Below are 24,486 nucleotides of genomic sequence, written 5' to 3'. Positions count from 1 at the left end.
TTCTGGTCCGCAAGTCAGAGATGCCGGTCTGAATCTTCTGATGAGATGGAAGACCCTTGAGTCGCAATTGGCAAGACTTGTGCGCCAAAGAAAATCTCGTTTGTTTAAAATCAATGCCTTGGATGAAAGGGAGTGGCAAAACTATGCGTCGTCTTACCCCTTGCGGCCAGAGGCGTTTGGTTCGTCCAAATCCCGCTGGCCCAAAAACAAAGGCGGCGGGGCAAGCTGCACGATCACCATTTGTAAACAAACCAATTTCATCAGATGAAATTGAATGGTTGGAAAGCGGCCATTCACTACGAAGGAATGCAGTGCCACACACCGGCTTAGAAGCGGAATTTCAAGCTGCTCGATATTCGACCAATTGAAAGTGTCGGTCTGTAGCGGCGGGAGGCGGTCGTTCGTAGCGGCTTTGGAAATATCGAAACATCCGACTGGAGTCTGGTTTCAAGGTTCACTTTCGTTCGTCTCCATCTTCAGTATCTGTGAAATTGTCACTACGATTTCGCTATTTAGGGTAAAGTATCCCCTCATTTGCACCGTATATTGCTTCCCAGATTTCCAGGTAAAGCGTCTGCATATCTCAACGCTTTCAACACATTTCAAAATAGTAAGTGACTTTCAATTCACGTTCACTGACAGTTGACCTGTCATTTTTCGCAAATTGAGTTGGAAACTTGGATATTGGAGAACGGCAACAAAGTGTCTGGGGAAAAAGTTCAACCTGAGCACATTGCCACGCATGATCGGGAATTGAGTGCTGAAGATTTGAAGGTGCGATTTGAGGCAGCTGCTCAGGTCTTGCGTGCGATCGCGGATTCCCCGGATGATGTGCAACCGATAGTCGATCTAATTGTCAGGCTGGCAAAAAATCTGTGTCGAGCTGTTTTTGCCGGGTTAGTTTTGGGGCGCAAGGGCGACAAACTTCAGAGACTTGTGGCGAGTGTTAACCTGCACCCGGAAATCCAGAAATTGTGGGAAGACGGCAAGTACACAATGGAGCCAGGAAACTCGCTTGTTGGGGATGCAATTCTGACCGGTCAGATCAATCGCGTACTGGACATGGGTGACACGGATTTCCACAGGTCAGGTGACGAGCGTTACAAGTTGATTGTCGACAAACACGGATGCCGCAGCAATCTGTTCGTGCCCTTGATGTTGGAAGGTTCTGCGATTGGGTGTCTGATGCTCGCACGCGATGAAGTGCTGGCCTATTCGGATGACGAAGTCGAACTGGTCCAAACCTTTGCTGCACAGGCGGTCATTGCTATCGAAAGCGTGCGCCAATACCGCGAAATTCAAGATCGGCTTGAACGCGAGAAGGCCACCTCTCAGATCCTCGAAGTCATCAGCCAAAGCCGCGATGATGATGCGCGTGTTTTTGACTCGGTTCTTGCGCAAGCAGCGCGAGTATGTGGGGCAGATCAAGCCGCGTTGATATTGGCCAACGAGGCCCGCACACATGGTCGATTGACCGCGGATTGGGGACATGAGCAATCCGCGATGCTCGTTGGTCAGGAATGGCCGTTGGATGGCCCGCTTTCTGCGGCAAAGGCAATTCTAACTGGCAAAGCTGTTCGGATCGATGATTACGCGGATACCGATTTATACCGCTCCGGTGATCCAGTCGCGGTCAACATGGTGGAAATCGAAGGCATCCGATCCCGCGTCGCTGTTCCGTTGATGCTAAAGGGCGAAGCGATCGGTGCGATTGGACTCAGCCGACGTGACGTCCGTCCATTTTCTGACGATGATATTCAGTTGATTGAGGCGTTCGCCAAACACGCCGTGATTGCCATAGAAAACACCCGCCAGTTCCGAGAAGTGCAAGAACGGCTGGAACGCGAGGCAGCGTCGCGCGAGATTTTGGAGGTCATCAGCCAAAGCCGGGATGACGATCAGCCGGTGTTCAATAGCATTCTCAAGAACGCGAGCCGGTTGTGCAAAGCACCGCTTGCTTTCCTTTGCGTCGCAGATCACGAGCGCGGAGTGGCGACGATCCCGGCCAATATAGGTGCGCGCACGGATTTTGATGAGGCACTGCAAGGATTCGTTGAACCCCTTACCCGAACTGAGTTGGTGGCAATCCGCCCTATGATCGATGGGCAGCTCATCCGACAGGACGACATCGCGGATGATCCGCTGTACTATGAGGACCGCGACCCCAAGCGGGTGCAGATGGTTGATCTAGAAGGGGCTCGTTCGGTTCTAGCCGTGCCGCTAATGAAAGACGGCAAGGGGCTCGGCGTAATGGTGCTTTACCGTCGCGAGGTCGCGCCTTTTTCGGACGACGACACAGCCCTTGTTCAGACCTTCGCCGCACAAGCTGTGATTGCAATGGAGAACGTCCGCCAATTCCGTCAAGTTCAAGAGCGGACCACCGAAGTCGAACAGGCGCTGGAATACCAGACAGCCACATCCGAAGTTCTTGAGGTGATTTCAAAATCCCCCAACGAGTTGGAGCCGGTTCTAGAGTCCATTCTGTCCGTATCATCGCGTATTTGCGCGCCAGAATATGCGTTTTGCGCAATGTTGGACGTTGAGGACGGATTATATCGTGTGGCGCTGACGCATGATGTGTCTGACGAGTTCAAACAGTATTTGAATGACAATCCCATTGCGCCAGGCGAAGGCACCTGTATCGGGCGTGCAGCATTGTCTGGCAAGTCAGTCTATATCGAAGACACCAGCCAAGACCCAACTTATGAATGGAAAGAAGCAGCCAAAATTGGTGACTACCTGACCACGCTTGGCGTGCCTCTGGTTAAAAACGGTGTAACGGTCGGTGTCATCGTGATGGCTCACAGCGAAGCCAGCGCGTTCACGAAAAAGCAAATTGGATTGTTGGAGACCTTTGCTTCACAAGCGGTAATCGCAATCAGCAATGCACGGCTGTTTGACGAGGTTCAGGCCCGTACCGCTGAGGTTGAGGAGGCACTTGTCCGTGAGCAAGCCAGCGCTGAGATTTTGCAGGTCATCAACGAAGCATCATCCGACCTGCAACCAGTCTTTGATCTGGTTGTCCAGAAAACCGCCGAACTGAGTGACGCTCAATTTGCGGTACTCGAACAATTTGACGGCGAGCATTTCCAATTCTGTGCCCAATACGGGTTCCCTCCCGAGACCTTAAAAACGCTGACCGCCGATTACCCGCTGAAACCTGCAAAAGGGCATATGGCGCCCTTGGTCGTAGAGACTGGCACCGCACAGCACATGGCCGATGCCTGGTCGTCTGAGTATTTCAATCCGAACCTTGCCAAGGCCGCTGGATATCGGCGTTTGATGGGTATCCCTGTACGGGCTGATGGGCGTATCTGGGGGGTTGTGATAGTTGGGTGGTCAGAACCCGGCGCACCGCAGAAAAACTGCGTCGAACTTGTGCAGGGTTTCGCCAATCAAGCAAGCATCGCGATCGAAAATGCCCGCCTGTTCAACGAAACGCAGACCTCCTTGGCGCGCCAAACGGCCAGTGCGGATATCCTGCGTGTCATCAGCCAATCACCGGATGATGTGACCCCTGTTTTTGAAGAAATTGTTCAGGCGGGTATTCGACTGATCGACTGTGATCTGGCAATTGCCGGGCAAACCGATGGGCAGGACGTTTGGCAAACCGCGGTGGCCACACCGCGCGGATTGGAAAAGTGGAAATCAGACGCCCGCGCGCCTTTGGATGCCGACGACAACACGCCTGCCAGAGCTATGGTTCTGGGCAAAACCCAACACCACAGTTATGGCCAAGACAATCTTCCAGCGCGCGATGTAGAAAGATCAAAGAAACATGGGTACAAGGTTTCGCTGCACGTGCCCATGATGCGCAGGGACGCTTCTTTGGGTGCTTTAACCTTCATTCGTAAAACCGAGAAACCCTTCAATGCGGAAGAGATTGCACTGGCTGAGTCCTTTGCAGACCAGGCTGTAATCGCCATCGGGGGTGCACGACTGTTTAATGAAACGCAAAGCGCTTTGGCACGTCAGACCGCCAGCGCGGATATCCTGCGGGTAATCAGCGAAACACAGTCCGATCTTGAACCCGCATTTGAGGCGATACTCAGCCGCGCGGCAAAGCTCTGTGCCTCACCCATGGCGAGTTTGAACATCGTGAATGAAACGCGCAGCCATGCCGATCTTGTGGCGCATCACGGGGACAAACTTGATGTGATCGAAGTCGGAACAACCAGATGGGAGATGGAACCGGGAGTGTCGATCGCCGACAGCATTCTCGAATGCAAAGCCGTCCACATTCACGATCTCAAAGATACGGACAGATACCGTGCCGGAAATGCCAAGCGACGCATGGCAGTGGATGAGGAAGGAATTCGAACATTCTTGGTGATCCCGTTGGTTCAAAATGGTCAGGGAATTGGCAACATCGCGCTGTATCGTCGCGAGATCAAACCCTTTACCACAGAAGAAATCTCTCTGTTGGAAAGCTTCGCCGATCAGGCCGTTATCGCCATCCAAAACGCGCGTTTGTTCAATGAAACCCAAACCTCGCTTGCGCGCCAAACGGCGAGTACGGATGTGTTGCGGGTGATCAGTGAATCCCCCAACGAGATCACACCGGTCTTTGAGGAAATTGTCAGATTGTCCATCGATTTGATCGGGTGTGACCTTGCTGTAGCGCTGCAAAGCGACGGTACGCAGCTTTGGCAAGCCGCTGTCGCGACACCGGATGGCATTGAAGCAGACTTTACGCAAATCCCATTTCCCATCGATCCCGCCAACAACCTGCCGTCACGCGCAATGTTAAGTGGCAAAAACAATCAGATCGGCCCGGAAACGCCCATTGAAGAATTACCGCCACGAGAACAGGAGATAATCAAGAAGCACAAGTTTAGATCCGCAATGAACGTACCCCTTATGCGCGACAAGGGAAGCATCGGATGTCTGATATTCGTGCGCAATTCAGGCGAGGTATTTGGCGCCGAAGCAATATCCGTCGCTGAATCTTTTGCAGATCAGGCCGCTATCGCTCTGGAAAATGTGCGTCTGTTCAACGAAGCTCAAGAAGCTCGCGAAGCGGCAGAAACCGCCAATGAGGCTAAAAGCGCGTTCCTCGCCACGATGAGTCACGAGATCCGCACCCCGATGAATGCTGTGATCGGGATGAGTGGGCTGATGATGGACACAGAGCTTGACGCCGAACAGCGCGACTATGCCAGCACGATCCGGGACAGTGGTGATGCGTTGCTTGGGATCATCAATGAAATTCTCGACTTCTCGAAGATCGAAGCCGGTCAGATGGATATTGAAACCCACCCCTTCGATCTGCGCGAATGTATCGAAAGCGCGTTGGATCTTATCAGCGGCAAAGCGGCGGAAAAGCAACTTGATCTGGCCTATGAACTTGATGACGCATTGCCGGTTGCGATCAGTACAGACCTGACGCGGTTGCGGCAAATCCTGCTGAACCTGCTGTCCAACGCAGTTAAGTTCACTGAAAGCGGCGAGGTCGTCTTGTCTGTCGAACAAACGGCCAAGAATAGGGACATTCTGGAACTTGCCTTTGTCGTGCGTGACACCGGTATAGGTCTGTCTGAAAAAGGCATGAGCCGCCTGTTCCAGTCCTTCAGTCAGGCCGACAGTTCCACAACACGGAAATACGGCGGCACCGGTCTTGGGTTGGCCATCTCAAAACGGTTGGCTGAATTGATGGGTGGTAGCATGTGGGCCGAAAGCGGCGGGAAGGGGCTTGGCTCCACCTTCACTTTCACAATTCAGGCAAAACCATCCAAACCCATCAAATCGTCATCACGTAATCTGGTGGGGGTCCAGTCCGAGCTGGATGGTAAGCGCATCCTGATGGTTGATGACAATGCCACCAATCGCAAAATCCTGTCGCTGCAAACCGAAAAATGGGGTGCGAAAACAACCACGTTTGAAACGCCCTCTGAGGCATTGGGCGCACTCGGGAAAGGCGACACATTCGACCTCGCTATCCTTGATATGCATATGCCCCAGATGGACGGGGTTGAGTTGGCCAAGAAAGTCCGAAACGCGAACCCGAACCTGCCGCTGATCCTGTTCAGCTCTCTTGGTCCGCGTGAATTGGACCTTGAGGACGGCCTGTTTGTCGCGAACCTCGCCAAACCTCTTCGTCAATCGCATTTGTTTGATACATTGGTCACCTTGTTTGAATCAAATACAACACCGGTCAAAAGGACCAAAATTGATGGCAAAGCGCAAACCGACCCAGAGATGGCCAAGCGTCACCCGCTACGCATCCTGCTTGCCGAAGACAATCTGGTGAACCAGAAACTCGCGCTGCGCCTGTTAGAGCAGATGGGTTATCGCGCAGACCTTGCATCTAACGGGGCCGAGGCCGTCGAAAGCGTTGCCCGCCAACGATATGATGTCATTCTGATGGATGTGCAGATGCCTGAAATGGATGGGTTGGAAGCCTCCCGCCGCATCAACACTTCCTTCCCCGGTGACAACCGACCCCGTATTGTAGCTATGACCGCCAACGCCATGCAAGGTGACCGGGAAATGTGCCTGGAGGCGGGCATGGACGACTATATCGCAAAGCCAATCCGTGTCCCTTCTCTTATCGAAGCCCTTTTGAATGTTCCTAGCCAAAGAACGTGATCCATGACCAACGGCCCCATAGATTTAGATGTTTACAACGAACTCAAAGACGCAACCGGTGACAAATTTGCAGTCGAACTTGTCAGTACTTTCTTGGATGAAGCCCCGGGAATGATGGCCGACTTAACTACGGCACTTGCGGGCGGAGATGCCGATGGGTATCGCCGCGCAGCCCATTCATTGAAATCCAACGCTGCAACTTTTGGTGCGTGTTCATTGGCTGAGTTGGCACGCAAAATCGAACTAGGGGACATGCCAGAAGACGGCGACCTGACGGGCGTGAATACCTTGCAGACTGCATTGGACATGGCTAGATCCACTTTGCAGGACTTGATAAATGGTTGAGTTGTCTGGAAATCTTCTGATTGTCGACGACAACAAGGTCAATCGCCTGCTTCTGTCTCGCAGCGTCGAAATGTTGGGGTATCGGGCTTTGCTTGCTGAAAATGGCCGCGTCGCGGTGAATTTGTTAGCCACGCAAGACGTTGACCTTTTGCTGCTTGATATTGAGATGCCGGAAATGGACGGGTTTGAGGTTCTCGAAGTTCTAAAATCCAATCCGGAATTTCGAGACATCCCTGTCATTGTGACATCCTCTGTTGAGGGGCTTGACAACATCGTTCGCTGTATCGAACTGGGCGCCGATGACTACCTGCCCAAACCCGTCAACAAAACCCTGCTAAAAGCCCGGCTGGCCAGTTGCCTGGAAAAGAAAAGACTGCGCGACGAACAAAAGCGCCTGCTTGAGCGTTTCGCAACCAGCGAGGTGGCGCAGGACCTGCAGAACTCAGGCTTTGCCATCGGGGGCAAACGCGCCCATGCATCCGTTTTGTTTTGCGACTTACGGGGGTTTACCGGTCTGTCTGAACAGCTCGATCCCGAGGCTACGATTGAGCTGCTCAACACTTTTTACACGCTGATGTTTGAGGCGGTCACCAGCAATGACGGGATCGTAAGTCTGATGTTGGGTGATGGGCTGATGGCTCTGTTCGGAGTTCCTCAACCTCTTGAAAACTCTTCCCAAAGTGCTGTTCAGGCGGGGCGGGAAATGTTTGACATGATAGAGACTTTAAATACTGAACGAGCCGGCGAAGGATTAGACGATTTGCGGATTGGTGTTGGCATTGCCACTGGTGAGGTCGTTGCAGGTTATGCGGGAACAGACAACCGGGCGACATATACTTGCATCGGTTCCACCGTAAACTTAGCCGCTAGGTTAGAAGCAGAAACGAAAATTACTGGAAGCCAGTTTCTTATCGATCAATCGACATTTGATCTGCTGGAGGAGGTCGAGGTGGCACGAACTTATAAACGCACCCAGATCAAAGGCTTTGCTGAACCACGAGACATTCACGCTTTGTGACTGGACTGGTCCAGGGGTAAAGTTCTAAAAGTTCCGCTGACTTGCTGCGCAGGACATTTTGCCAAAGTATGTGCAAATTGCTTCCTACACCTTTTGGCCACCTGCCAGTCAAATCATGAGCGACCGTTTCGAGGGAAAACTATCCCAGATCAACTTCGAATTCGGGTCCGAATTTCTCTTGTGGCCAAAACTGGGGTCGATCTGGGATAGTTCGCCCAGACGGGCGCGGAGACTAGCCTCCGTTTGAATTCGCCAACGGAGGCTGGGCAAAGTCATTTGTCTGGGGCGTAAGATCCTTGGCCCCGGTGCCAGGCATCAGTTCAAACCCAATATCGAACTGGTCCAATGTGGATGCCAGTTGGGCCACAACATCCGTGTTGCCTTTGGACTGTGCCGTCCCGTCCGCCAGCAATTCGGTAAGCTTGCGCTCACCTGTCATGACCTTCTCCAGATCGGCGCGGTTCAAACTGATTGACAGATCCGCATTCGGGGCTGTCTGGTCGATGATATGGGTCAACGTGGCATTGCTCATCTCGACCACGATGTTCTCATCCCGGTCCGGAATGGACAGGTTGATGACAAACTCCATACCCGCCGCTTTTGCGCTATTGACGCGAATGGCGATAAAATCCAGCCACATCGACGTTTCCATTGCCCGAATTGTGTCGGGACCCGTGGTTTCGATAGTGGCGCCTTGCGGGATGCCATTGCGCAGCTCATAAGCGGCACCCAGGAACGAGTTGCGGACCGAGGGGCTTTCTTTCTGGTAGCCGATCTGTTCGAACGCATCAGCCAACAAATCCTTGGCTTGCTGGTTGTGCGGTTCGGCATAGACCAGTTTATTCAGAATTTCAGTAGCATGCAGGTATTGACCTGCGTCAAACAACGCCTGTCCTTTGGCCAGGATCGGTTCTGCACCACCCATCATCTCGACAAACAGCGGCGCGCTGTCCTTTGGGGACAAGGGCGTCAAAGTGGTCGGGTTGGCATCCCAATATCCCAGATACCGGTTGATAACCGCACGGCTGTTATGCTCGACCGAGCCATGGTAGCTGCGCGCGGCCCATTGCTGCTGCAGGCTTTCCGGCACCTCATAGACATTGTGGACCTCGTTGATGGTCACACCCTTGTTGGCCAGGTTCAACACGCCGTTGTTGAGGTTGGCATAAGTGTCACGTTGCGCGCGCATAACTTCTTGAATGCGGTCATTGCCAAAGCGAGGCCAGGAATGCGAGGCGAACATCAAATCGGCATCTTGCCCGAATTCATAAAGCGCGTCGTTGATATGCTTTGACCAGCTGAGCGCATCGCGCACCAGCGCACCACGCAGCGTATAGATGTTGTGGATCGTGCCGGTGATGTTTTCCGCCGCCCAAAAGGCATTGAGATCGGGGAAATAGGTGTTCATTTCAGCCGGGGCTTCGGTTCCGGGCGTATTCTGGAAGATCATGCGCACGCCGTCGATAGTAATCTCTTCGTAGTCGTCCGAGACATAGCGGGTCGGTTCGATCAGACCGGTAGTACCGGCAGAGATATTCTTGCCGATCGACTGATCCACGTGACCATGCGGGTCGCGCGGTAGCAGAACACCGTATTGGAAGAACAGGCGGCGGTTCATCACGTTTCCGGCGTAGACGTTTTCTGAAACGGCATGTTCCATAAAGCCTTCGGGCGCGATGACCTCGACGCCATTGGCAACATCTTCATCAGTGATGACACCGCGGACACCGCCATAGTGATCGGCGTGGGAATGGGAATAAATGACCGCTTTGACAGGCAGTTCTCCGACCGTGTCGTTCAGCAGCTTCAACGCGGCGGCGGCGGTCTCTTTTGACGCCAGAGGGTCAAATATGATCCAACCGGTGTCACCCCGGATGAACGAGATATTCGACAGATCAAAGCCACGCACCTGATAGATCTTGCCTTCCAGGATCTCGTAAAGGCCGTAGTTCATATTCAGAATAGCCTGGCGTTGCAGCGATGGATGGATCGAGTCAAAGGCCTGACCGTCTTCGAGCAGGAAGTCATAGCTGCCGATATCCCACGCGACCGTTCCGTCTTCGGTTTTGATCTGACGATAGTCAGGAACTGCAATCAGACCTTTGCGGCTTTCTTCAAAGTCACGCTGATCTTCGAACGGCAGAGAGTCACGCATCTGCTTCTGAAACTCGACAGTGAATTCCGATGGCATCTTACCCTTGGGGTCAAAATGTTCCTGCGCGGCCCCTACACCCCCGGTCAACATCAATAGTGCGGTGGTGAATAGTAGTTTTTGTCGGCGTGCCATGATCAGACAGCTCCTGTCGAAGAGAATTCAATAATCGAAAGCGGCAAGGAAGCGGCTACAAAACCAAATCACGAGGGAAAATCTGGTCGTTCACGTAGAACGGCATCTTTTCGAATACAAAGGCCGTTTCCCTGTCGCTCCGGCGCTTGCCTGCATGGCAAAGTGCTTGCCCGTGTTAGCGAAAGAAATACCGCAGAGAAGTGCGAACATGTTGCTACCTGCCGTTGATCCCCTGTATTACACCCGGAGTCGCGTGTTGATTGTTTGTTTTCTTTAGATTTTTACGGGAATGAGGTTCTTTGGGTGGACATATCGGAAAATGACATTCGGGCGCAGTTGCATTGTATATTGGCCCATCCCGATTTTGCAGCGACACCGCAACGCCGCGCCTTTCTATCCTACATCGTCGAAGAGTATCTGGCGGGTCGCGCTGATCAGATCAAAGGTGTTTCTATCGCTATGTCTGTTTTTGACAGGGATGAGACATTTGATCAGCAAATCGACCCGATTGTCCGGCTTGAGGCACGACGCCTGAGACAGGACATAGATGGCTACTATGCCGGACCGGGCCGGCAAGATCCGCTGCGTCTGACCATTCCCAAGGGAGGCTACGCCCCAAGGTTCGAACGTGTTGCACCGCCTGAACAACCGGGTCTTTTACCCGAGGTCGCGCCACTGGAAATCCGCAACCCCCGACGAATTCCCGCGATCGGTCTTGGTGTTGCCGGGCTATTGGCACTATGCGCGTTGGTCTGGTTTGCGTTTGTTGGCTGGTGGGCATCAAGCCCCTCAGTCTCTGAAGGAGCATTACCGCAAGGCCCTGTCGTGGCTGTCCTTCCGTTTGACACATTAGGTGAGGGGCCGGGATACTTTGCCGATGGGCTGACACAGCAATTGACAAGCGAGTTGGCGCGATTCCGTGACATTTGGGTGTTGCCATTGGGCAGTGGCCAGAGATCGTCCCAAGGGGGCTCTGATCTGCAGGGCCTCAGGACAGAATTCAATGCGGATTTTGCGCTTGAAGGAAGTGTTCTCGACAAGGGCGATACCATTGTGCTGTCAGCCCGCCTCATCGACCTCAAGAGCCAGCGATATGTTTGGGTGAATGACTATTCCACCGGCCGCGCCCCTAGCGAAATCTACTCCGCTCAAGATAATATAATCCGTGATGTAATCGGAAGATTGGCCGGAAAATACGGTGTTCTGACTCAGGATGCGATGAAAACCGCGACCAGAACGCCACCGAGTAATCGCGATGCATATGATTGCGTGCTTAGCTATTACAGTTACCAGATCACAATCGACCATGGCCGTCATCCGGCAATCATGGACTGCATTCAACGATCTCTGGAACAAAGCCCAGACTACGCCGAAGCATGGGCCGTGTTATCCAATCTTTATCTTCAACAAATCCGATTTGGTCTTGGTGGCGACCGCCAAGAGGTGATCGCCGCCGCCTCTGATGCGGCGCGGCGTGCCGTTGAGATAGATCCGAACCTGGCGGCCGGACATTTGATGTTGGCCAATATGCGCTTTGTGCGTGGAGATTTTGATGGGTTTCGCAGGGCCGGTCAGATTGCAGTTGGCCTGAACCCAAATGACAGCTCTGTTCTGGCACATTATGGTATGAGGCTTGCCTTCAGCGGTGATTGGGACGAAGGTCTGGCCATTGTGGATCGGGCCATCGCCTTGAACCCCGTACATCCGCATTGGTACCATTTCCCGCGTATCTTTTATGAATTCGATCAAGGGAATTACCAACAGGCACTCACGGTTTTGGACCAGATTGACATGCCAAACTTCCTTTGGACACACCTTTGGAGCGCGGTTCTGAATGCGAGTTTGGAACGCCAGCAAGAGGCCCAGTCCTCGCTGAATGAGTTGTTATTGCAACGACCCGCCTTTGCATCCGAGGCAAACAGCATTCTGTCAATCTGGCAACTGGGTGATCAGTTCGAGCAAAAGCTGCTAGGCAGTCTTCACAAGGCGGGTCTCGAGATCGACAAATGAATGCTTGCGGTCTGGGCTTTGAACGGTGTTGCTCATGGTTGATTTAGTGTGAGCGTGGATGGGATCTGTTGCGAAATTTCTGACTGAACGAAGAGCTAATACCGAACCCGCGGCTTATGCCGCCAGTTCTGCAAATTGACGAAACGGACAGATTCCGGGCGTGATTTAGTCTTTGTGGATCATGTGCGCCACTTCGATTCCGGTCAGCGTTGTCGCCGCTGAAGCGAAGGTCTTGAACCCTAGGATCGGTCGAGTGCGTCGCTTGATGAAGCGATGGTCCTGTTCCACAATGACATTCAGATACTTCCGCCTGACCATCTCGATTGGAATTGGGCCGCCAAAGCCTTTCAGCATCTTGTTGATGGCTTTGATGCCGGCTGTGTTCGCACCGCTCTTGTTGATGACGATCTTTCGTGGAAGACCATTGCTTTCCAACATTCGAGCGAAGAATTTCGTAGCGGCAGGTTTGTTCCGACCTCCTGAATGCATGAAATCCAAAATCTTGCCGTGTTTGTCGACCGCTCCGTAGAGATAGACCCACGCACCTTTCACCTTGTTGTAAGTATCATCGATCCGCCAGGAGCGGTCACTTGGTTCCTTATGCATGCGCGCTACGTCGGGGATTGCACTGGCGTATTTTGTAACCCAACGGTTCAGCGTCGTGTGATCTACCGTAACGCTAAGATCGGACATGATTTCTTCAAGATCACGGTACGACACGCCGTAGCGGACATAGGAGAAAACAGCAAAGAGGATCAAATCCTTGGGATATTGCGCGCCTTTGAAAGAGATCATGAACGGGCTTTCGACTAGTTGGGACCGAAAGCCATCCACGCGCTAAACCCAAGCGCGTCAGCAGCCAAAAGTTTGCAACAGAGCCCAATTTGTTTTATCTGCAAATCGATTTCTTCTTTAGCATCAGCTCGCAACAGAGGAGCCTCAGATGCCAATCGAAACCATCGAAAACACATGGATCACTCTTGCCGACGGGCGACGGCTTGCTGCGCGCCTCTGGTTACCTGACACGAGCCCGGCCCCGGCCATTCTGGAATACCTGCCATATCGCAAACGAGACGGTACTGCATCGCGTGATGAAACAACGCACACGGTATTTGCTGCAGCGGGCTATGCCTGCATCCGGGTCGACATAGCTGGCACCGGGGACAGCGAGGGGCAATTCGACGACGAGTATTCCGAGCAGGAACTGCGTGATGGCGAGGAAGTCTTAGCCTGGATCGCCGCGCAGGATTGGTGCGACGGCAACGTTGGCATGATCGGAATATCGTGGGGCGGGTTTAACGGCTTGCAACTGTCCTTTCGGCAGCCACCGGCGTTGAAGGCTGTTGTCAGCGTCGCCTCGACCGTGGATCGCTATGCAGACGACATCCATTTCATGGGCGGGTGCCTGCTGAGTGACAACGTGAATTGGGGCGGTCAGATGTTTGCATATCTGACTCGCCCCGCTGATCCGGATCTTCGTGTAGATTGGCGAGAGGATTGGCTAGCGCGACTGCAAACCGTCCCATTCTCGTCTGTGGATTGGTTGCGTCACCAGACCCGTGACTCATATTGGAAGCATGGCTCTGTTTGCGAGGACTGGTCGGCAATCCAAACCCCAGTGTTAGCTATTACTGGCTGGGCAGATGCTTATGTTAATGCGCCCTCTACTTTGGCGGCAAACCTGACGGTGCCGACAAAAGCCATCATCGGGCCGTGGGAGCATCGCTATCCTCATATCTCGAAACTTGGTCCAGGAGATTTTCATTCTGAGGTCATTGGGTGGTTTGACCGCTGGCTAAAAGGTCAAGAGAATGGCGTCGAAGATTTACCTGCGTACCGGACGTATCTGCAAGAACACTTTAATCCGACGCCTAAGAACAGTCCTCGGCATGGTCGTTGGATTGCTGAAACCAACTGGCCGTCACCTAATGTCATTGAACAGGTCTGGAATCTGGCTCCTGGTGGGTTTTCGCAGGAACCGGCTGGTGGCACGGTCACAGTCGCGTCACCTTGCAATGTTGGCGCGGAAAGTGGGTATTTCTGTGCCGGTATGCGGATCGACAACGAGCTCGCGGGGGATCAGGCAAGCGATGATGCCTTGTCGGTTTGTTTTGACAGCGCGCCGTTACAGGCTCCGCTGGAGCTGCTGGGTCGCGCAAAACTGAAGTTTCAGTTTTCGGTGGATCGGCCTGTTGCCCAGCTTGTCGCGCGCTTGTGTGATGTTTCGCCCGACGGCGTTTCGCAACGCATCAGCTATCGGTCGCTGAATCTGTGCCATTACCGAAGCCACGAGACACCCGAAGCGCTACAACCCGGTGAGATTTACGAGGCCGAGATTGCCCTGAATGAATGTGCGCACCATTTGCGCGAGGGCCATGTGTTGCGGCTGGCTTTGTCGACGTCTTACTGGCCGATCGTTTGGCCGGGACCGAATTCTGCCGAAGTGACATTGTGCTTGCAAAACTGCGCCCTGTGTTTGCCAGTGCGCGAAGTCACGCACGAAATTCAAGCCTCCGAACCCGGTCCGGCGCAGGCGTATCCAGTTCTCGCAGTTGAGCAATTGCGCCCACCTTCAGCACAATCAGAACGCTGCGTGACCGATGATGGTCAGGTGGTTCTGGAGACATTTGATGATTACGGCAAAACCCGTGACCCCTACCATGATCTGATTGTCGGCAGCGACGTGCGAATGCACTATGGCATTCACCCTGATGATCCGGCCACTGCAAATTACAAGACCGAATGGAATTTCACCTTTGAGCGGGAGGATTGGCATGTCGCCATATCAACCGAGTGCCGCATGACCTGCGACGCTCAGAATTTCTACCTTTACCGCAAACTGCGCGCCACTGAAGGCGCAGATGAAATTGAAGTTCTGACAAAGGAATGGTCCGAAACTGTTCCGCGTGGGCTTCTCTGATTAAATCCAAGGGAGGATAACAAGAAGATTCAATGGACATAGGCCAATGTTGGTCGGCGGAGGTTTCTGAAAGGCGCAACCGCGCTGGGGGCCGTTACAGCGCTTCCGATGGGGCGGGCGAACCGCGCGTTTGCGGTAGATGATGGTGTTTTGAGGGTGCCCGCTTATCCACTGACAATATGCCCAATGCGCTGATTTGAGTATCACTACCACAGGAACTGTAAGTGGAGGGATCGACGGTATCTATGCCCGAAACGCTGATAGCGGTCTAACATCGGTTTCTGTATCGGGTGCGGTGAAAGGTGGCACCGGAGCCGGTATCGCCACGGAAACCAATGCTGGCGGTTTGACGGTGATCACCCTCAATAGCGGCGCATAGGTTTCGGCCACATCCGGTGATGCGATTACCAACAACGATGGTAACAACCAGGTCGCATTGGCGCCGGGAAATGAAACTGACATTATCATTGCGGATGGGCTGACCACGTGCATCTACGATATCCGCGGCAGCTTTGCAGATAATTTCGAGACCGAAGACTTTGGATTGAACTTGTATGAATTGGATGAATACACGTTCACCGACTACTGAATGATGAAGCAAGGAGACACCCGTGTCAGTGAAAGCTCCATAAAGTCGGAGCTTTCCAACCCAAGCTTGTTACTGCATACGCTCGCCAGACGGCTATTCCGCGAAACCAGGAACGTTCACACTGGCCGTGGTTATTGAATGATAAGTCACATAAAGCGTTTTCATAGTATTCCCACAGTTTTTCGAAAACATGGATGACAGTAGATTACAATTTGAAATAAACAGGACAAAGGCCTTGCGGATGCGCATTTCTGCCGGAAATTTCTTACTTATCAACATTCTTTTGACGGGTGCCTTTTACGTATTCAGCTTCGTCGCGCTTGGTAGCACCGTTCCAAACATCGAATCCACTGGGGCAGAAATCGCTGCGTGGTTCTCGGAGAATGGGTCCAATGCGCGAACATATGCGTGGGCTTCGACCTTCGTGTCTCTCGGCCTGATGATTTTTGCGGGTCAGGTCTCAGTCCTTCTTCCTGCGCCCCATCGTTATGTGTTCTTTGCAGGTGTCCTTGGATTTGCACTGACGGCTCAGGTGCAGGCGTGGATTTGGGCCGGGTTGGCCTATGACCCGAGCGGTTTATCCGAAGGAACAGCACAGATGATATTCGCCATTGCGGCGTTTTGGGGGCCGATTGTGAACGCATCTACGACCGCCATGGCCGGCGCGATTGCTGTGTTGGGCTTTGGCGAACATAGAATAGTTCCACACTGGCTGGCATGGCTTAGTCTGGCTTTTGGAATCGAACAGGCGATTGAAACAATTACGGTTTTTGGGCAATCTGGATTTATTGCACCCGGTGGGACGATGAACATATATCTCGGCGGCGTGTTTGGCTTCATCTGGGTGGGTGGCGTCGTCCGCTGGTCGATGCAAAAACTCAAACGCACGTAAAAGAAGGCGTTTGCCCATCAAGCGGATATGGCGATGTTATGTTCCTAAGCACCGTATGCGGAGGCACGAATATGCCGCGGATCGACACACACATTCACCTATGGGACAACATGCGTTTTGACTACCCTTGGCGTCAGAGCGGTTCATTTACCGAACTGCCTGATACCTATCAGTTGGGTGACGCGATATCCGAGTATTCGCACGCTGAAACCGCATTCATAGCTGTTCAAGCTGAAGTAAATCATACGAATGATCCTGTTGATGAGACCGCATGGATTCAGAACATGGTTGATGAGCATCCGAATGGCAATCGGACCTCGGGGTTTGTAGCCTATGCAAATCTTGCTGACACAATCATAGCACTCACTCTTGAACGGCATTAGCGACACGCAATATGCAAGGGTGTCCGACAAGAGTTCTGGTGGGAAGAATTTCCCTCGCGCCCGGATATCCTCGAAGAGGATATGCTGGCAAGCTCTGCTTGGCGCCGTGGTTTTGGTGCGTTGGCTGACGTCAATGTTTCGTTTGATCTGACGTGCAGGCACACTCAACTCAGCCCATTTGCGAAGTTCCTTTCTAAACATCCTGATATACCTGTCATCGTCGACCATTTGGGATCACCGGTCTTAGGTGACGGCCACGTGCAGGAGGTGTGGCTGGATGGGATCCAGGCGCTCGCCGCACTTCCCAATACGTTCATGAAGATATCGGGCTTGTCCCAAGCGGGATCACATTGGAGTACCAGCAGCATCAGGCCATTGGTCGATCAGGTGCTGGGAGCGTTTGGTTCTGAACGATGCATGCTGGGCAGTAATTTCACAGTCGAGAAGCTGACATCCTCCTACAATGCGGTTTGGATGGCATATTAGGATCTGTTCGCTGACTTGCCTTCGGAACAAAGAAAAACCTGTATAGCGAAACGGCGAAGAGGGCTTATCAGCTTACTACTTAAATCCGTTGTGGCAGTTCAAAAAAAACGAGCGAATGACAGAACCTTACCATCTTCGCCTCATTTCCTTCATCCAGAGCCCAAACCTATTTGATTGATCCCGGCCTCCTTTTGGAAAAATCTGGGGTGAATTGCAGATCAGACACCGAATGCGCCTGTTTTTTGCTGATCTGCCACGTGGTGAATGCGAATGCCCCATGTTTTCGGGGACCACTTCCTACGCCAACACGCGGCAACTTCCAACGAAGTGATGGATCTGAAACGGGATGCCCGTGATCTAAAGGAAGTTATTGCCCAACAGGCCCTGGAATTGCGTTTGCTTAATAAAGAATGGTCGCGGATGGGGATGACAAGGAATGAGATTTCCTGTTCCAAGAAGCTTGAGATCATCCGACTGGTGAAGGGCTCGCATCTCCCAAACATACGTACGCTGGACTGTCCGTCCTCAAGGATGCGCCCAGCTTCGCCTTGTTCATTTTCGCGCAGAGCTGCAATGCATAGGCCAGACCATTTCCAAAATTAGTTATGGACCGTCCAAATGGGGCTGCCCAATAGTTGGTTTCAGAAGCGCAACATAAGTGAGGCAGGGGGGCTTAGAGCCCGGCAACGCCGGACAGTGTCAGATCGCTGACAAGGGCAGCATAATTGCCACGTGCTTCGGCGTCGGCATCGGCGTTCCACATGTAGAACCAATTCAGCATCCCAAAGACAGACATCGTTGTCGCACGCAGCTTGGTCGCGTCCTCGCGGAACGTCTCGGGGGCGACATCTGCAATGATCTCGCTAAGGAACACCACCAAGTCTCGCTGATAACCGCGCAGCAGTTTCTGCTGTTCTTCAGGCAGTGCGGACATGCCACTGGTCTGTACCCGGTGTTCGTCATCGACGCCCTGATAGGCCATCAGAATTTCGTGCACGACCTGATGCAGACGCTCGGCGGGGCTGAGGTCCTGCAGGTTCAAGCCGCAGATTTGATCGCGCAAATGCCGCAGATAGCTGTCGAGCATGTCGAACAGAATGGCATCCTTGCTGTCGTAGTAGTGGTAGATATTGGCTTTTGATATTCCGCATTCGCGCGCCAATTGCGACATCGAGGCCCGATCGAATCCTTCCCGTGCAAACACACGCGCTGCCGATTTCAGGATGCGGGCGCGCTTGTGGTCATGGTCTTTTGCTATTGTACGGGCCAAACCCTTGCTCTCCGTTCTGCCTTACGCGTTTCGATTGTCGATCACTCGGCGGGCCTTGCCCTGACTGCGTTCGACTTCTCCGGGGTCGCCTATATTGATCTCGGTCGAGATGCCAACAACCTCTTTTATCCGGCGCGACAACATCCGCACGGCAGCGGTTTTGCTAAGCTCATCTGCCGCGTCTGGCGTTGCTTCAACGTGAATCCGCATCGCATCCATACGACCCGAGCGATACAGTTCGATCTGGTAGTAGGGCGCAAGGCCGCCAGTGGCCAGAACCTGTTCTTCGATCTGGCTGGGAAAGACATTCACGCCCCGCAAAATGATCATGTCATCCGACCGGCCGGTGATCTTCTCCATCCGCCGCATCGAACGCGCAGTACCCGGCAACAGGCGAGTCAGATCACGGGTGCGATATCGGATCATCGGCAGACCTTCTTTGGTCAGCGTGGTAAAGACGAGCTCTCCCATCTCACCATCAGGCAAAACCTCTCCTGTTACGGGGTCGATGATTTCGGGGTAGAAATGATCCTCCCAGATGACCGGGCCGTCTTTGGTTTCGACGCATTCGTTGGCCACACCGGGCCCCATGATTTCGGACAGGCCGTAAATATCGACCGCGTGCATATCGAAGGCTTGTTCGACTTCGGCTCGCATCGAATCCGTCCAGGGTTCGGCCCCAAAAACACCAACAGAAAGGGAGCATTCGCGCGGATCGAGACCAACCTTATTATACTGCTCGAGAATATTGAGCATATATGATGGCGTAACCATGATCCCGTCGGGTTTGAAGTCGGTAATCAGATCGACCTGCTTTGCCGTCTGTCCGCCGCTCATCGGTACAACCGTCGCCCCCAGACGCTCGATCCCGTAATGCGCGCCCAGCCCACCGGTAAAGAGGCCATAGCCATAGGCATTGTGCACCATGTCTCCGCGCCGCAACCCGCTGGCGCGCAAGGATCGGGCCACCAGATCGGCCCAGGTGTCAATATCGCCTTGCGTGTAGCCAACAACAGTTGGCTTGCCAGTGGTTCCTGACGAGGCATGAACGCGCACGATCTGATCGCGCGATACTGCAAAAAGGCCAAACGGGTAATTGTCGCGCAGGTCGTTTTTGTAGGTGAAGGGGAACCGGGCAAGATCACCGAGGTTTCGAAGATCATCCGGGTGCACGCCCGCCTCATCGCAGCGCTGGCGATACATTGGCACATTGTCATAGGCGTGACGCAGTGACCATTTCAACCGGTCCAGCTGGAGCGCCCGAATTTCATCGATCGAGGCGATTTCGATCGGATCAAGATCCGCCTTGTTCGGAGTAAGATCCTTCATGCTATCCCCCTCGTATCAGGTCTCATCAAAAACCGGGCCTTTGACCGCGCGGGAAAACCCACGAAACTCGGCAATCTTTTGGCCGGTCTGATTGGTTATTGTGACATCATATATGCCGCTGCGACCGGTCAGACTTTGCTCTGTCGCGCGCGCCGTCAGCAGATCGCCGGGCTGGGCGGGGGCAATGAAACTGATCACATTGTGCTGTGCGACTGTGGACTGATTGCGGCTGTTGCAGGCAAAGGCAAAGGCGCTGTCGGCCAGCATGAAGGTGACACCTCCGTGGCAGATGCCATGTCCGTTGCAATGGTGGTCGGCGACCTGCAAGGCAAGCGTCGCGGCCCCCTCGTTCACCTCTATCAGTTCCATGCCCGCCCATTTCGAGGCATTGTCCCGCCCCCACATTGCGGTAGCTGCCTTTTCGGCGCGATCCTTCGGTGTCATCTCATTCACCTCGGAAAACGGGCGCGCGCTTTTCCAGAAATGCGGTCACGCCTTCCGCATAATCTGCGCTTTGCCCGCAGGTTTTCATCGCATCCGCTTCAACCTCCAGATGGTCAGTCAAGGTATTCACGGCAGCGGTCTGAATGGTCTGTTTGGTAAGCCCCAGTCCCAGCGTTGGCCCGCTGGCAAATTTTTGCGTCAGCGCACGGGCGTCGGCCATCAGATCAGCATCGGGGACGGCTTTCCAGATCAGCCCCCAATCTGCGGCCTGTTGCGCGGGCAGGGGTTGCCCGGTCAGGGCAAGGCCTTTGGCGCGTGCTTCGCCCAATAGACGCGGCAAGTGCCAGCTTCCACCCGTATCGGGAATCAGACCGACCTTCGAAAACGACTGGATGAACCTAGAGGATTCGGCTGCGAGCACCACGTCACACGCCAGTGCAATATTCGCGCCAGCTCCTGCAGCGACACCGTTTACGGCGCATACGACCGGAAAGTTCAGAGAGCGTATCAAGCGAACCAAAGGGGCATAGAACGTGCGGACCGTATGACCCAGATCGGGTGGTCCCTCCATCGTGGCGGGATTGCGGTCACCCAAATCCTGCCCCGCACAAAACCCTCGCCCGGCGCCGGTCAACAGCACAGCTCGGGCGCCTTCATCGCGCGCCGACTCAAGCGCAGACCGCAGGGCAAGGTGCATCTCGTCGGTAAAGCTGTTCAAACGATCCGGACGGTTCAGTGTGATTTCCACCCATTGACCATGATTGTGTGAAATAATCGTATCAGACATACCCGGTTCGCTTTGCATAAGTTACAATAAATACCTTGCATAAACCGAACGGTTGGTCAATAAATTCTGTAGCTCATTGTGACTCGGCGATCAGATAAGCGCTTTAGCAGGCAAACTGCTCAGCTTTTCTCGTCGTTGATAGTTACAAAACGCACCGTTAACATGTTCACGACTTGCGCTTTTGAGGAGGAGATCCGGTCATGAAATTCACCAAGCTCACCACGCTATTGGCTTCTGCAACGCTGGCGGTGTCCGGCACCGTCGCTTTTGCGGCCGACTACACGCTGACGATTTCCAGCTGGGCACCGCCCACCCATGGCATCAACGCGAAGATGTGGCCCAAATTCGTCGAGATGGTGGAAAAGGCCACCGATGGACAGGTCACTGCGGAACTGAAGCTGGGTATCGCCCCGCCACCCGCACAGATGGACCTGATCATGGACGGCGCTGCCGATGCCTCGATCATCTTCCACGGCTACCAGCCGGGCCGCTTTGTCACCACCAAACTGATCGAGCTACCGGGTTATGAAGGCTCGGCCGAGGACGCCTCGGTGGCATACTGGCGCGCATACGACCAGCACCTCAAAGCGGCTGACGAACATCGCGGTGTAAAGGTCATTGCTTTGCACACCCATGGTCCCGCACAACTGCATTCCAGTACACCCGTAACCTCTCTGGAGGAGGTATCGGGTCTGAAGGTGCGTATCCCCGGCGGTGTAGGCGGTGACGTTGGCGCGGCACTTGGCGCAACCGGCATTCAGGTGCCTGCTCCGAAAGTCTATGAAACGCTGGCGTCCAAAGCTGCCGACGGCGTTGTCATGCCGCTGGAGTCCCGCAAAGGTTTCAAGCTGACTGAAGTGGCGCAGAACGTCTATGAAATGCCCGGTGGGCTCTATCGTGGTTCGTTTGCGTTCATCATGAACGAAGACACCTTTGCCGATCTGCCCCCAGAACTGCAGGCAGCGCTGGAGGAAAATGTGTTTGGCGAACCGCTAAGCCGAGAGATCGGTAAAATCTGGGATGAGATCGACGCTACTGGCCGCGAAGCCACTGAAGCTGCCGAAGGCAATGCCATCAACGCCGCCAGCGACGCGGATAAAGAGAAATTCTCGGCCATCGCCGAAGACATTCGTGGCAAGGTCATTGCCGAGGTTGATGCCGCAGGCGTCGATGCACAGGCCGCCTACGACATGATCAAATCGGAAATGTCCTCGAACTGATCTAATGCGGGGCGGCCACACACGCCGCCCTGACTTACCTTGCGTGAGTTTCCCATGACCCCGATAATTCAGCTTGTGCGACGCGCCAGTGCCCTTCCCGTGATCGTGGCGTGCATCGCTCTGTTCATCCTGATGGCAATGACCTTTTGCGATGTGATCCTGCGCTCGGTCTTCAACGCACCCATTGAGGCAGCGACAGAGTTAACGCGTATTCTTATGGCCATTCTGGTGTTTTCGGTTCTGCCGATTGTCTCCACGACCAACGGTCACATTGCTGTCGATCTCACGGACGGTTTTTTCAATCGCTTACACCTGTCTCATGCACGAGACGTCGTGATCTATGTGCTCAGCGGCATCATGTTGTTCTGGCCGGTTCAACGCGTCTTGGTATTGGCCGAGCGTGCGCGGGATTACGGGGATGTGACCGAGTATCTCGCGATCCCCACCTACCTGATCGGCTGGTTCATCGCACTGTCCGTCGCCATCACCGCGCTGGTGATGATCGCCACTGGGCTACTGAAAGCGTTCGCCCCCAACACCCTCTCGGAGCCCCTGCAATGACCGCTGCGCTGATTGGATTTGCGATTGTCTTGATCCTGGTGCTGGTGCGCCTTCCCATTGTCTTTGCGATGGGGCTGGTCGGCACATTGGGTTTCGCATATGAACGCGGCGGCTCGATCCTGTCCGAGCGCGGGCTGAAGGCTGCCATGTCCATGGTCGGTCGCCAGATCACCGACACCGCACAAGATTATGGTCTGTCCGTTATTCCACTGTTCATCCTGATGGGTCTGTTCGTGAATAAGGGTGGTATGGCGCGTGAGCTCTATGCGGTATCTAACGCCTTTCTGGGGCATATGCGCGGTGGCATCGCGATGGCAACCGTTGCGGCCTGCGGTGGGTTCTCTGCCATTTGCGGATCGTCACTGGCGACTGCCGCCACCATGTCCAAGGTCGCGATGCCGCAGATGCGGCGCTATGGCTATTCTGATGAACTGTCGACCGCTTCAATTGCAGCAGGTGGTACGCTGGGCATTCTGATCCCACCATCAGTCATTCTGGTCATCTACGGGCTACTGACGGAAACTTCGATCGGAAAACTGTTCATGGCGGGCATCATTCCCGGCATCCTTGGCATCCTGTTCTACCTCTTTGCTGTGCGCTGGACGGTTTGGCGCAACCCTGAGGCCGGTCCGGCAGGGGAACGCGCCACTTGGTCTGAACGCATCCGTGCGCTTGGTTCGGTCTGGGCCGTGTTGCTGCTGTTCTTTCTGGTGATTGGTGGGCTTTACGGAGCCTTCGATTTTGAGCCTCTGAACGTGACCTTCTCACCCACCGAGGCTGCAGGCATGGGTGCTGCAGGAGCCTTCCTGATCGCCCTGTTTCGCGGTGGCCTTACAGTTGGCTCAACCTTTGAGGTGTTGAAAGAGACCTGCTTTACGGCATCTGCTCTGTTTGCCGTATTGATTGGCGCGCAGATTTTCTCGAATTTCATCAACTTGGCCGGATTGCCCGAAGCATTGATCGCGATGGTCACGGCCTATGATGTGGCGCCGTTTGTTGTGATCCTGATGATCCTTGGCATCTACATCATTCTGGGCTGCGTATTCGAATCCCTCTCGATGTTGTTGCTGACTGTCCCGATCTTTTTTCCTCTGGTCACATCATTGGGATATGACCCGATCTGGTTTGGCATCGTCGTTGTGGTTGTCACCGAAATCTCTCTGATCACTCCGCCTGTTGGACTGAACGTCTTTATCCTGAAAGGCGTAGTTGGCGACGTTTCGACTGGCACCATTTTCCGCGGCGTCACACCGTTCTGGATCGCCGATATCTTCCGCCTCGCGCTAATCGTGCTGGTGCCCATCGTGGTTCTATACCTGCCGCAGCAAATGGGCGCGTTGGGGCACTAAGCCCCGCC

Annotated in this window: 19 protein-coding genes and 2 pseudogenes; 15 read left to right on the top strand and 6 right to left on the bottom strand. The window is 53.9% G+C overall.

Features of this window, described 5'->3' with window-relative positions; genetic code table 11:
* Positions 1–753 precede the first annotated feature (753 nt).
* From BLU89_RS08550 to BLU89_RS08540, 3 genes are read left to right on the top strand one after another with little or no spacing between them, the layout of a single operon-like run.
* The gene (locus BLU89_RS08550) at positions 754–6,588 is read left to right on the top strand and encodes a GAF domain-containing protein (RefSeq protein ID WP_176797673.1); all 5,835 of its coding nucleotides are present in this window, start codon (positions 754–756) and stop codon (positions 6,586–6,588) included.
* A gap of 3 nt (positions 6,589–6,591) precedes the next feature.
* Positions 6,592–6,933, top strand: a complete 342-nt coding sequence (locus BLU89_RS08545) for an Hpt domain-containing protein (RefSeq protein ID WP_074736046.1) — start codon at positions 6,592–6,594, stop codon at positions 6,931–6,933.
* The gene (locus BLU89_RS08540) at positions 6,926–7,951 is read left to right on the top strand and encodes an adenylate/guanylate cyclase domain-containing protein (RefSeq protein ID WP_074736045.1); all 1,026 of its coding nucleotides are present in this window, start codon (positions 6,926–6,928) and stop codon (positions 7,949–7,951) included. Before BLU89_RS08545 ends, BLU89_RS08540 begins: the two co-directional genes overlap by 8 nt.
* 232 nt (positions 7,952–8,183) lie before the next feature.
* On the opposite strand, the gene BLU89_RS08535 is transcribed toward BLU89_RS08540, so the two are convergent.
* On the bottom strand, positions 8,184–10,238 hold the full coding sequence (locus tag BLU89_RS08535) for an alkyl/aryl-sulfatase (RefSeq protein WP_245709683.1): 2,055 nt from the start codon (positions 10,236–10,238) through the stop codon (positions 8,184–8,186).
* A gap of 303 nt (positions 10,239–10,541) precedes the next feature.
* On the opposite strand from BLU89_RS08535, the gene BLU89_RS08530 reads away from it, so the two are divergent.
* Complete coding sequence (locus BLU89_RS08530) at positions 10,542–12,248, top strand: tetratricopeptide repeat protein (protein ID WP_074736043.1); 1,707 nt, start codon at positions 10,542–10,544, stop codon at positions 12,246–12,248.
* Between the two features lie 165 nt (positions 12,249–12,413).
* On the opposite strand, the gene BLU89_RS08525 is transcribed toward BLU89_RS08530, so the two are convergent.
* A complete protein-coding gene (locus tag BLU89_RS08525; protein WP_074736042.1) occupies positions 12,414–13,043 on the bottom strand; it encodes an IS6 family transposase in 630 nt (209 codons plus the stop codon).
* Between the two features lie 148 nt (positions 13,044–13,191).
* Between BLU89_RS08525 and BLU89_RS08520 the strand changes: the two genes are divergently transcribed.
* The 8 genes and pseudogenes from BLU89_RS08520 to BLU89_RS21680 all read left to right on the top strand — a co-directional run.
* On the top strand, positions 13,192–15,168 hold the full coding sequence (locus BLU89_RS08520; protein ID WP_074736040.1) for a CocE/NonD family hydrolase: 1,977 nt from the start codon (positions 13,192–13,194) through the stop codon (positions 15,166–15,168).
* Between the two features lie 51 nt (positions 15,169–15,219).
* Positions 15,220–15,363: pseudogene (locus tag BLU89_RS21940) on the top strand (twin-arginine translocation signal domain-containing protein); the annotation flags it as partial.
* 1 nt (position 15,364) lies between these two features.
* Positions 15,365–15,547 carry a hypothetical protein gene (locus tag BLU89_RS21230; RefSeq protein ID WP_143030529.1) on the top strand — a complete coding sequence of 61 codons (183 nt, stop codon included), beginning with the start codon at positions 15,365–15,367 and terminating at the stop codon, positions 15,545–15,547.
* Positions 15,548–15,604: 57 nt separating this feature from the next.
* Positions 15,605–15,757 (top strand): hypothetical protein, encoded by a 153-nt coding sequence (locus BLU89_RS21530; RefSeq protein WP_176797672.1) that lies wholly within the window; start codon positions 15,605–15,607, stop codon positions 15,755–15,757.
* A gap of 235 nt (positions 15,758–15,992) precedes the next feature.
* The gene (locus BLU89_RS08515) at positions 15,993–16,649 is read left to right on the top strand and encodes a hypothetical protein (RefSeq protein ID WP_143030528.1); all 657 of its coding nucleotides are present in this window, start codon (positions 15,993–15,995) and stop codon (positions 16,647–16,649) included.
* 71 nt (positions 16,650–16,720) lie between these two features.
* A complete protein-coding gene (locus tag BLU89_RS08510) occupies positions 16,721–17,032 on the top strand; it encodes a hypothetical protein (RefSeq protein ID WP_074736036.1) in 312 nt (103 codons plus the stop codon).
* A gap of 81 nt (positions 17,033–17,113) precedes the next feature.
* Positions 17,114–17,518 (top strand): amidohydrolase family protein, encoded by a 405-nt coding sequence (locus BLU89_RS08505; RefSeq protein WP_074736035.1) that lies wholly within the window; start codon positions 17,114–17,116, stop codon positions 17,516–17,518.
* Between the two features lie 309 nt (positions 17,519–17,827).
* Positions 17,828–18,034 (top strand): annotated as a pseudogene (locus tag BLU89_RS21680) (IS3 family transposase); the annotation flags it as partial.
* Positions 18,035–18,191: 157 nt separating this feature from the next.
* Here BLU89_RS21680 and BLU89_RS08495 read toward each other — a convergent pair.
* From BLU89_RS08495 to paaG, 4 genes are read right to left on the bottom strand one after another with little or no spacing between them, the layout of a single operon-like run.
* Entirely contained in the window at positions 18,192–18,788 is a 597-nt protein-coding gene (locus BLU89_RS08495; RefSeq protein ID WP_074736033.1) for a TetR/AcrR family transcriptional regulator, read from the bottom strand.
* A gap of 21 nt (positions 18,789–18,809) precedes the next feature.
* Entirely contained in the window at positions 18,810–20,117 is a 1,308-nt protein-coding gene (gene paaK / locus BLU89_RS08490) for a phenylacetate--CoA ligase PaaK (RefSeq protein ID WP_074736032.1), read from the bottom strand.
* Positions 20,118–20,132: 15 nt separating this feature from the next.
* Positions 20,133–20,561 (bottom strand): hydroxyphenylacetyl-CoA thioesterase PaaI, encoded by a 429-nt coding sequence (gene paaI / locus BLU89_RS08485; RefSeq protein WP_074736030.1) that lies wholly within the window; start codon positions 20,559–20,561, stop codon positions 20,133–20,135.
* 1 nt (position 20,562) lies between these two features.
* Entirely contained in the window at positions 20,563–21,348 is a 786-nt protein-coding gene (paaG, locus tag BLU89_RS08480; RefSeq protein WP_074736506.1) for a 2-(1,2-epoxy-1,2-dihydrophenyl)acetyl-CoA isomerase PaaG, read from the bottom strand.
* A 200-nt stretch (positions 21,349–21,548) separates the two neighbouring features.
* Between paaG and BLU89_RS08475 the strand changes: the two genes are divergently transcribed.
* From BLU89_RS08475 to BLU89_RS08465, 3 genes are read left to right on the top strand one after another with little or no spacing between them, the layout of a single operon-like run.
* Positions 21,549–22,568, top strand: coding sequence for a TRAP transporter substrate-binding protein (locus BLU89_RS08475; RefSeq protein WP_074736029.1), 1,020 nt, complete (start codon positions 21,549–21,551; stop codon positions 22,566–22,568).
* A 54-nt stretch (positions 22,569–22,622) separates the two neighbouring features.
* Positions 22,623–23,129, top strand: coding sequence for a TRAP transporter small permease (locus BLU89_RS08470; protein WP_074736027.1), 507 nt, complete (start codon positions 22,623–22,625; stop codon positions 23,127–23,129).
* Positions 23,126–24,478: a TRAP transporter large permease gene (locus BLU89_RS08465; RefSeq protein WP_074736026.1), complete on the top strand. Its 1,353-nt coding sequence runs from the start codon at positions 23,126–23,128 to the stop codon at positions 24,476–24,478. The genes BLU89_RS08470 and BLU89_RS08465 overlap by 4 nt, the downstream gene beginning before the upstream one ends.
* The last annotated feature ends 8 nt before the right edge of the window (positions 24,479–24,486 follow it).

It is taken from the genome of Ruegeria halocynthiae (assembly GCF_900106805.1).
In the GTDB taxonomy this organism is placed as follows: Bacteria; Pseudomonadota; Alphaproteobacteria; order Rhodobacterales; family Rhodobacteraceae; genus Ruegeria; species Ruegeria halocynthiae.
Note: the sequence above shows the minus strand (reverse complement) of the source record. Positions and strands in the feature narration are given on the sequence as shown.

What these genes read in the sequence shown, in the direction of transcription:
- BLU89_RS08520 (WP_074736040.1), top strand. Translation starts at nt 13,192, where the DNA reads ATGCCAATCGAAACCATCGAAAACACATGGATCACTCTTGCCGACGGG.
- BLU89_RS08510 (WP_074736036.1), top strand. Translation starts at nt 16,721, where the DNA reads ATGCCGCGGATCGACACACACATTCACCTATGGGACAACATGCGTTTT.
- paaG (WP_074736506.1), bottom strand. Translation starts at nt 21,348, where the DNA reads ATGTCTGATACGATTATTTCACACAATCATGGTCAATGGGTGGAAATC.
- BLU89_RS08525 (WP_074736042.1), bottom strand. Translation starts at nt 13,043, where the DNA reads ATGATCTCTTTCAAAGGCGCGCAATATCCCAAGGATTTGATCCTCTTT.
- BLU89_RS08465 (WP_074736026.1), top strand. Translation starts at nt 23,126, where the DNA reads ATGACCGCTGCGCTGATTGGATTTGCGATTGTCTTGATCCTGGTGCTG.
- BLU89_RS08505 (WP_074736035.1), top strand. Translation starts at nt 17,114, where the DNA reads ATGCTGGCAAGCTCTGCTTGGCGCCGTGGTTTTGGTGCGTTGGCTGAC.
- BLU89_RS08535 (WP_245709683.1), bottom strand. Translation starts at nt 10,238, where the DNA reads ATGGCACGCCGACAAAAACTACTATTCACCACCGCACTATTGATGTTG.
- BLU89_RS08545 (WP_074736046.1), top strand. Translation starts at nt 6,592, where the DNA reads ATGACCAACGGCCCCATAGATTTAGATGTTTACAACGAACTCAAAGAC.
- paaK (WP_074736032.1), bottom strand. Translation starts at nt 20,117, where the DNA reads ATGAAGGATCTTACTCCGAACAAGGCGGATCTTGATCCGATCGAAATC.
- BLU89_RS08470 (WP_074736027.1), top strand. Translation starts at nt 22,623, where the DNA reads ATGACCCCGATAATTCAGCTTGTGCGACGCGCCAGTGCCCTTCCCGTG.
- BLU89_RS08540 (WP_074736045.1), top strand. Translation starts at nt 6,926, where the DNA reads ATGGTTGAGTTGTCTGGAAATCTTCTGATTGTCGACGACAACAAGGTC.
- BLU89_RS08475 (WP_074736029.1), top strand. Translation starts at nt 21,549, where the DNA reads ATGAAATTCACCAAGCTCACCACGCTATTGGCTTCTGCAACGCTGGCG.
- paaI (WP_074736030.1), bottom strand. Translation starts at nt 20,561, where the DNA reads ATGACACCGAAGGATCGCGCCGAAAAGGCAGCTACCGCAATGTGGGGG.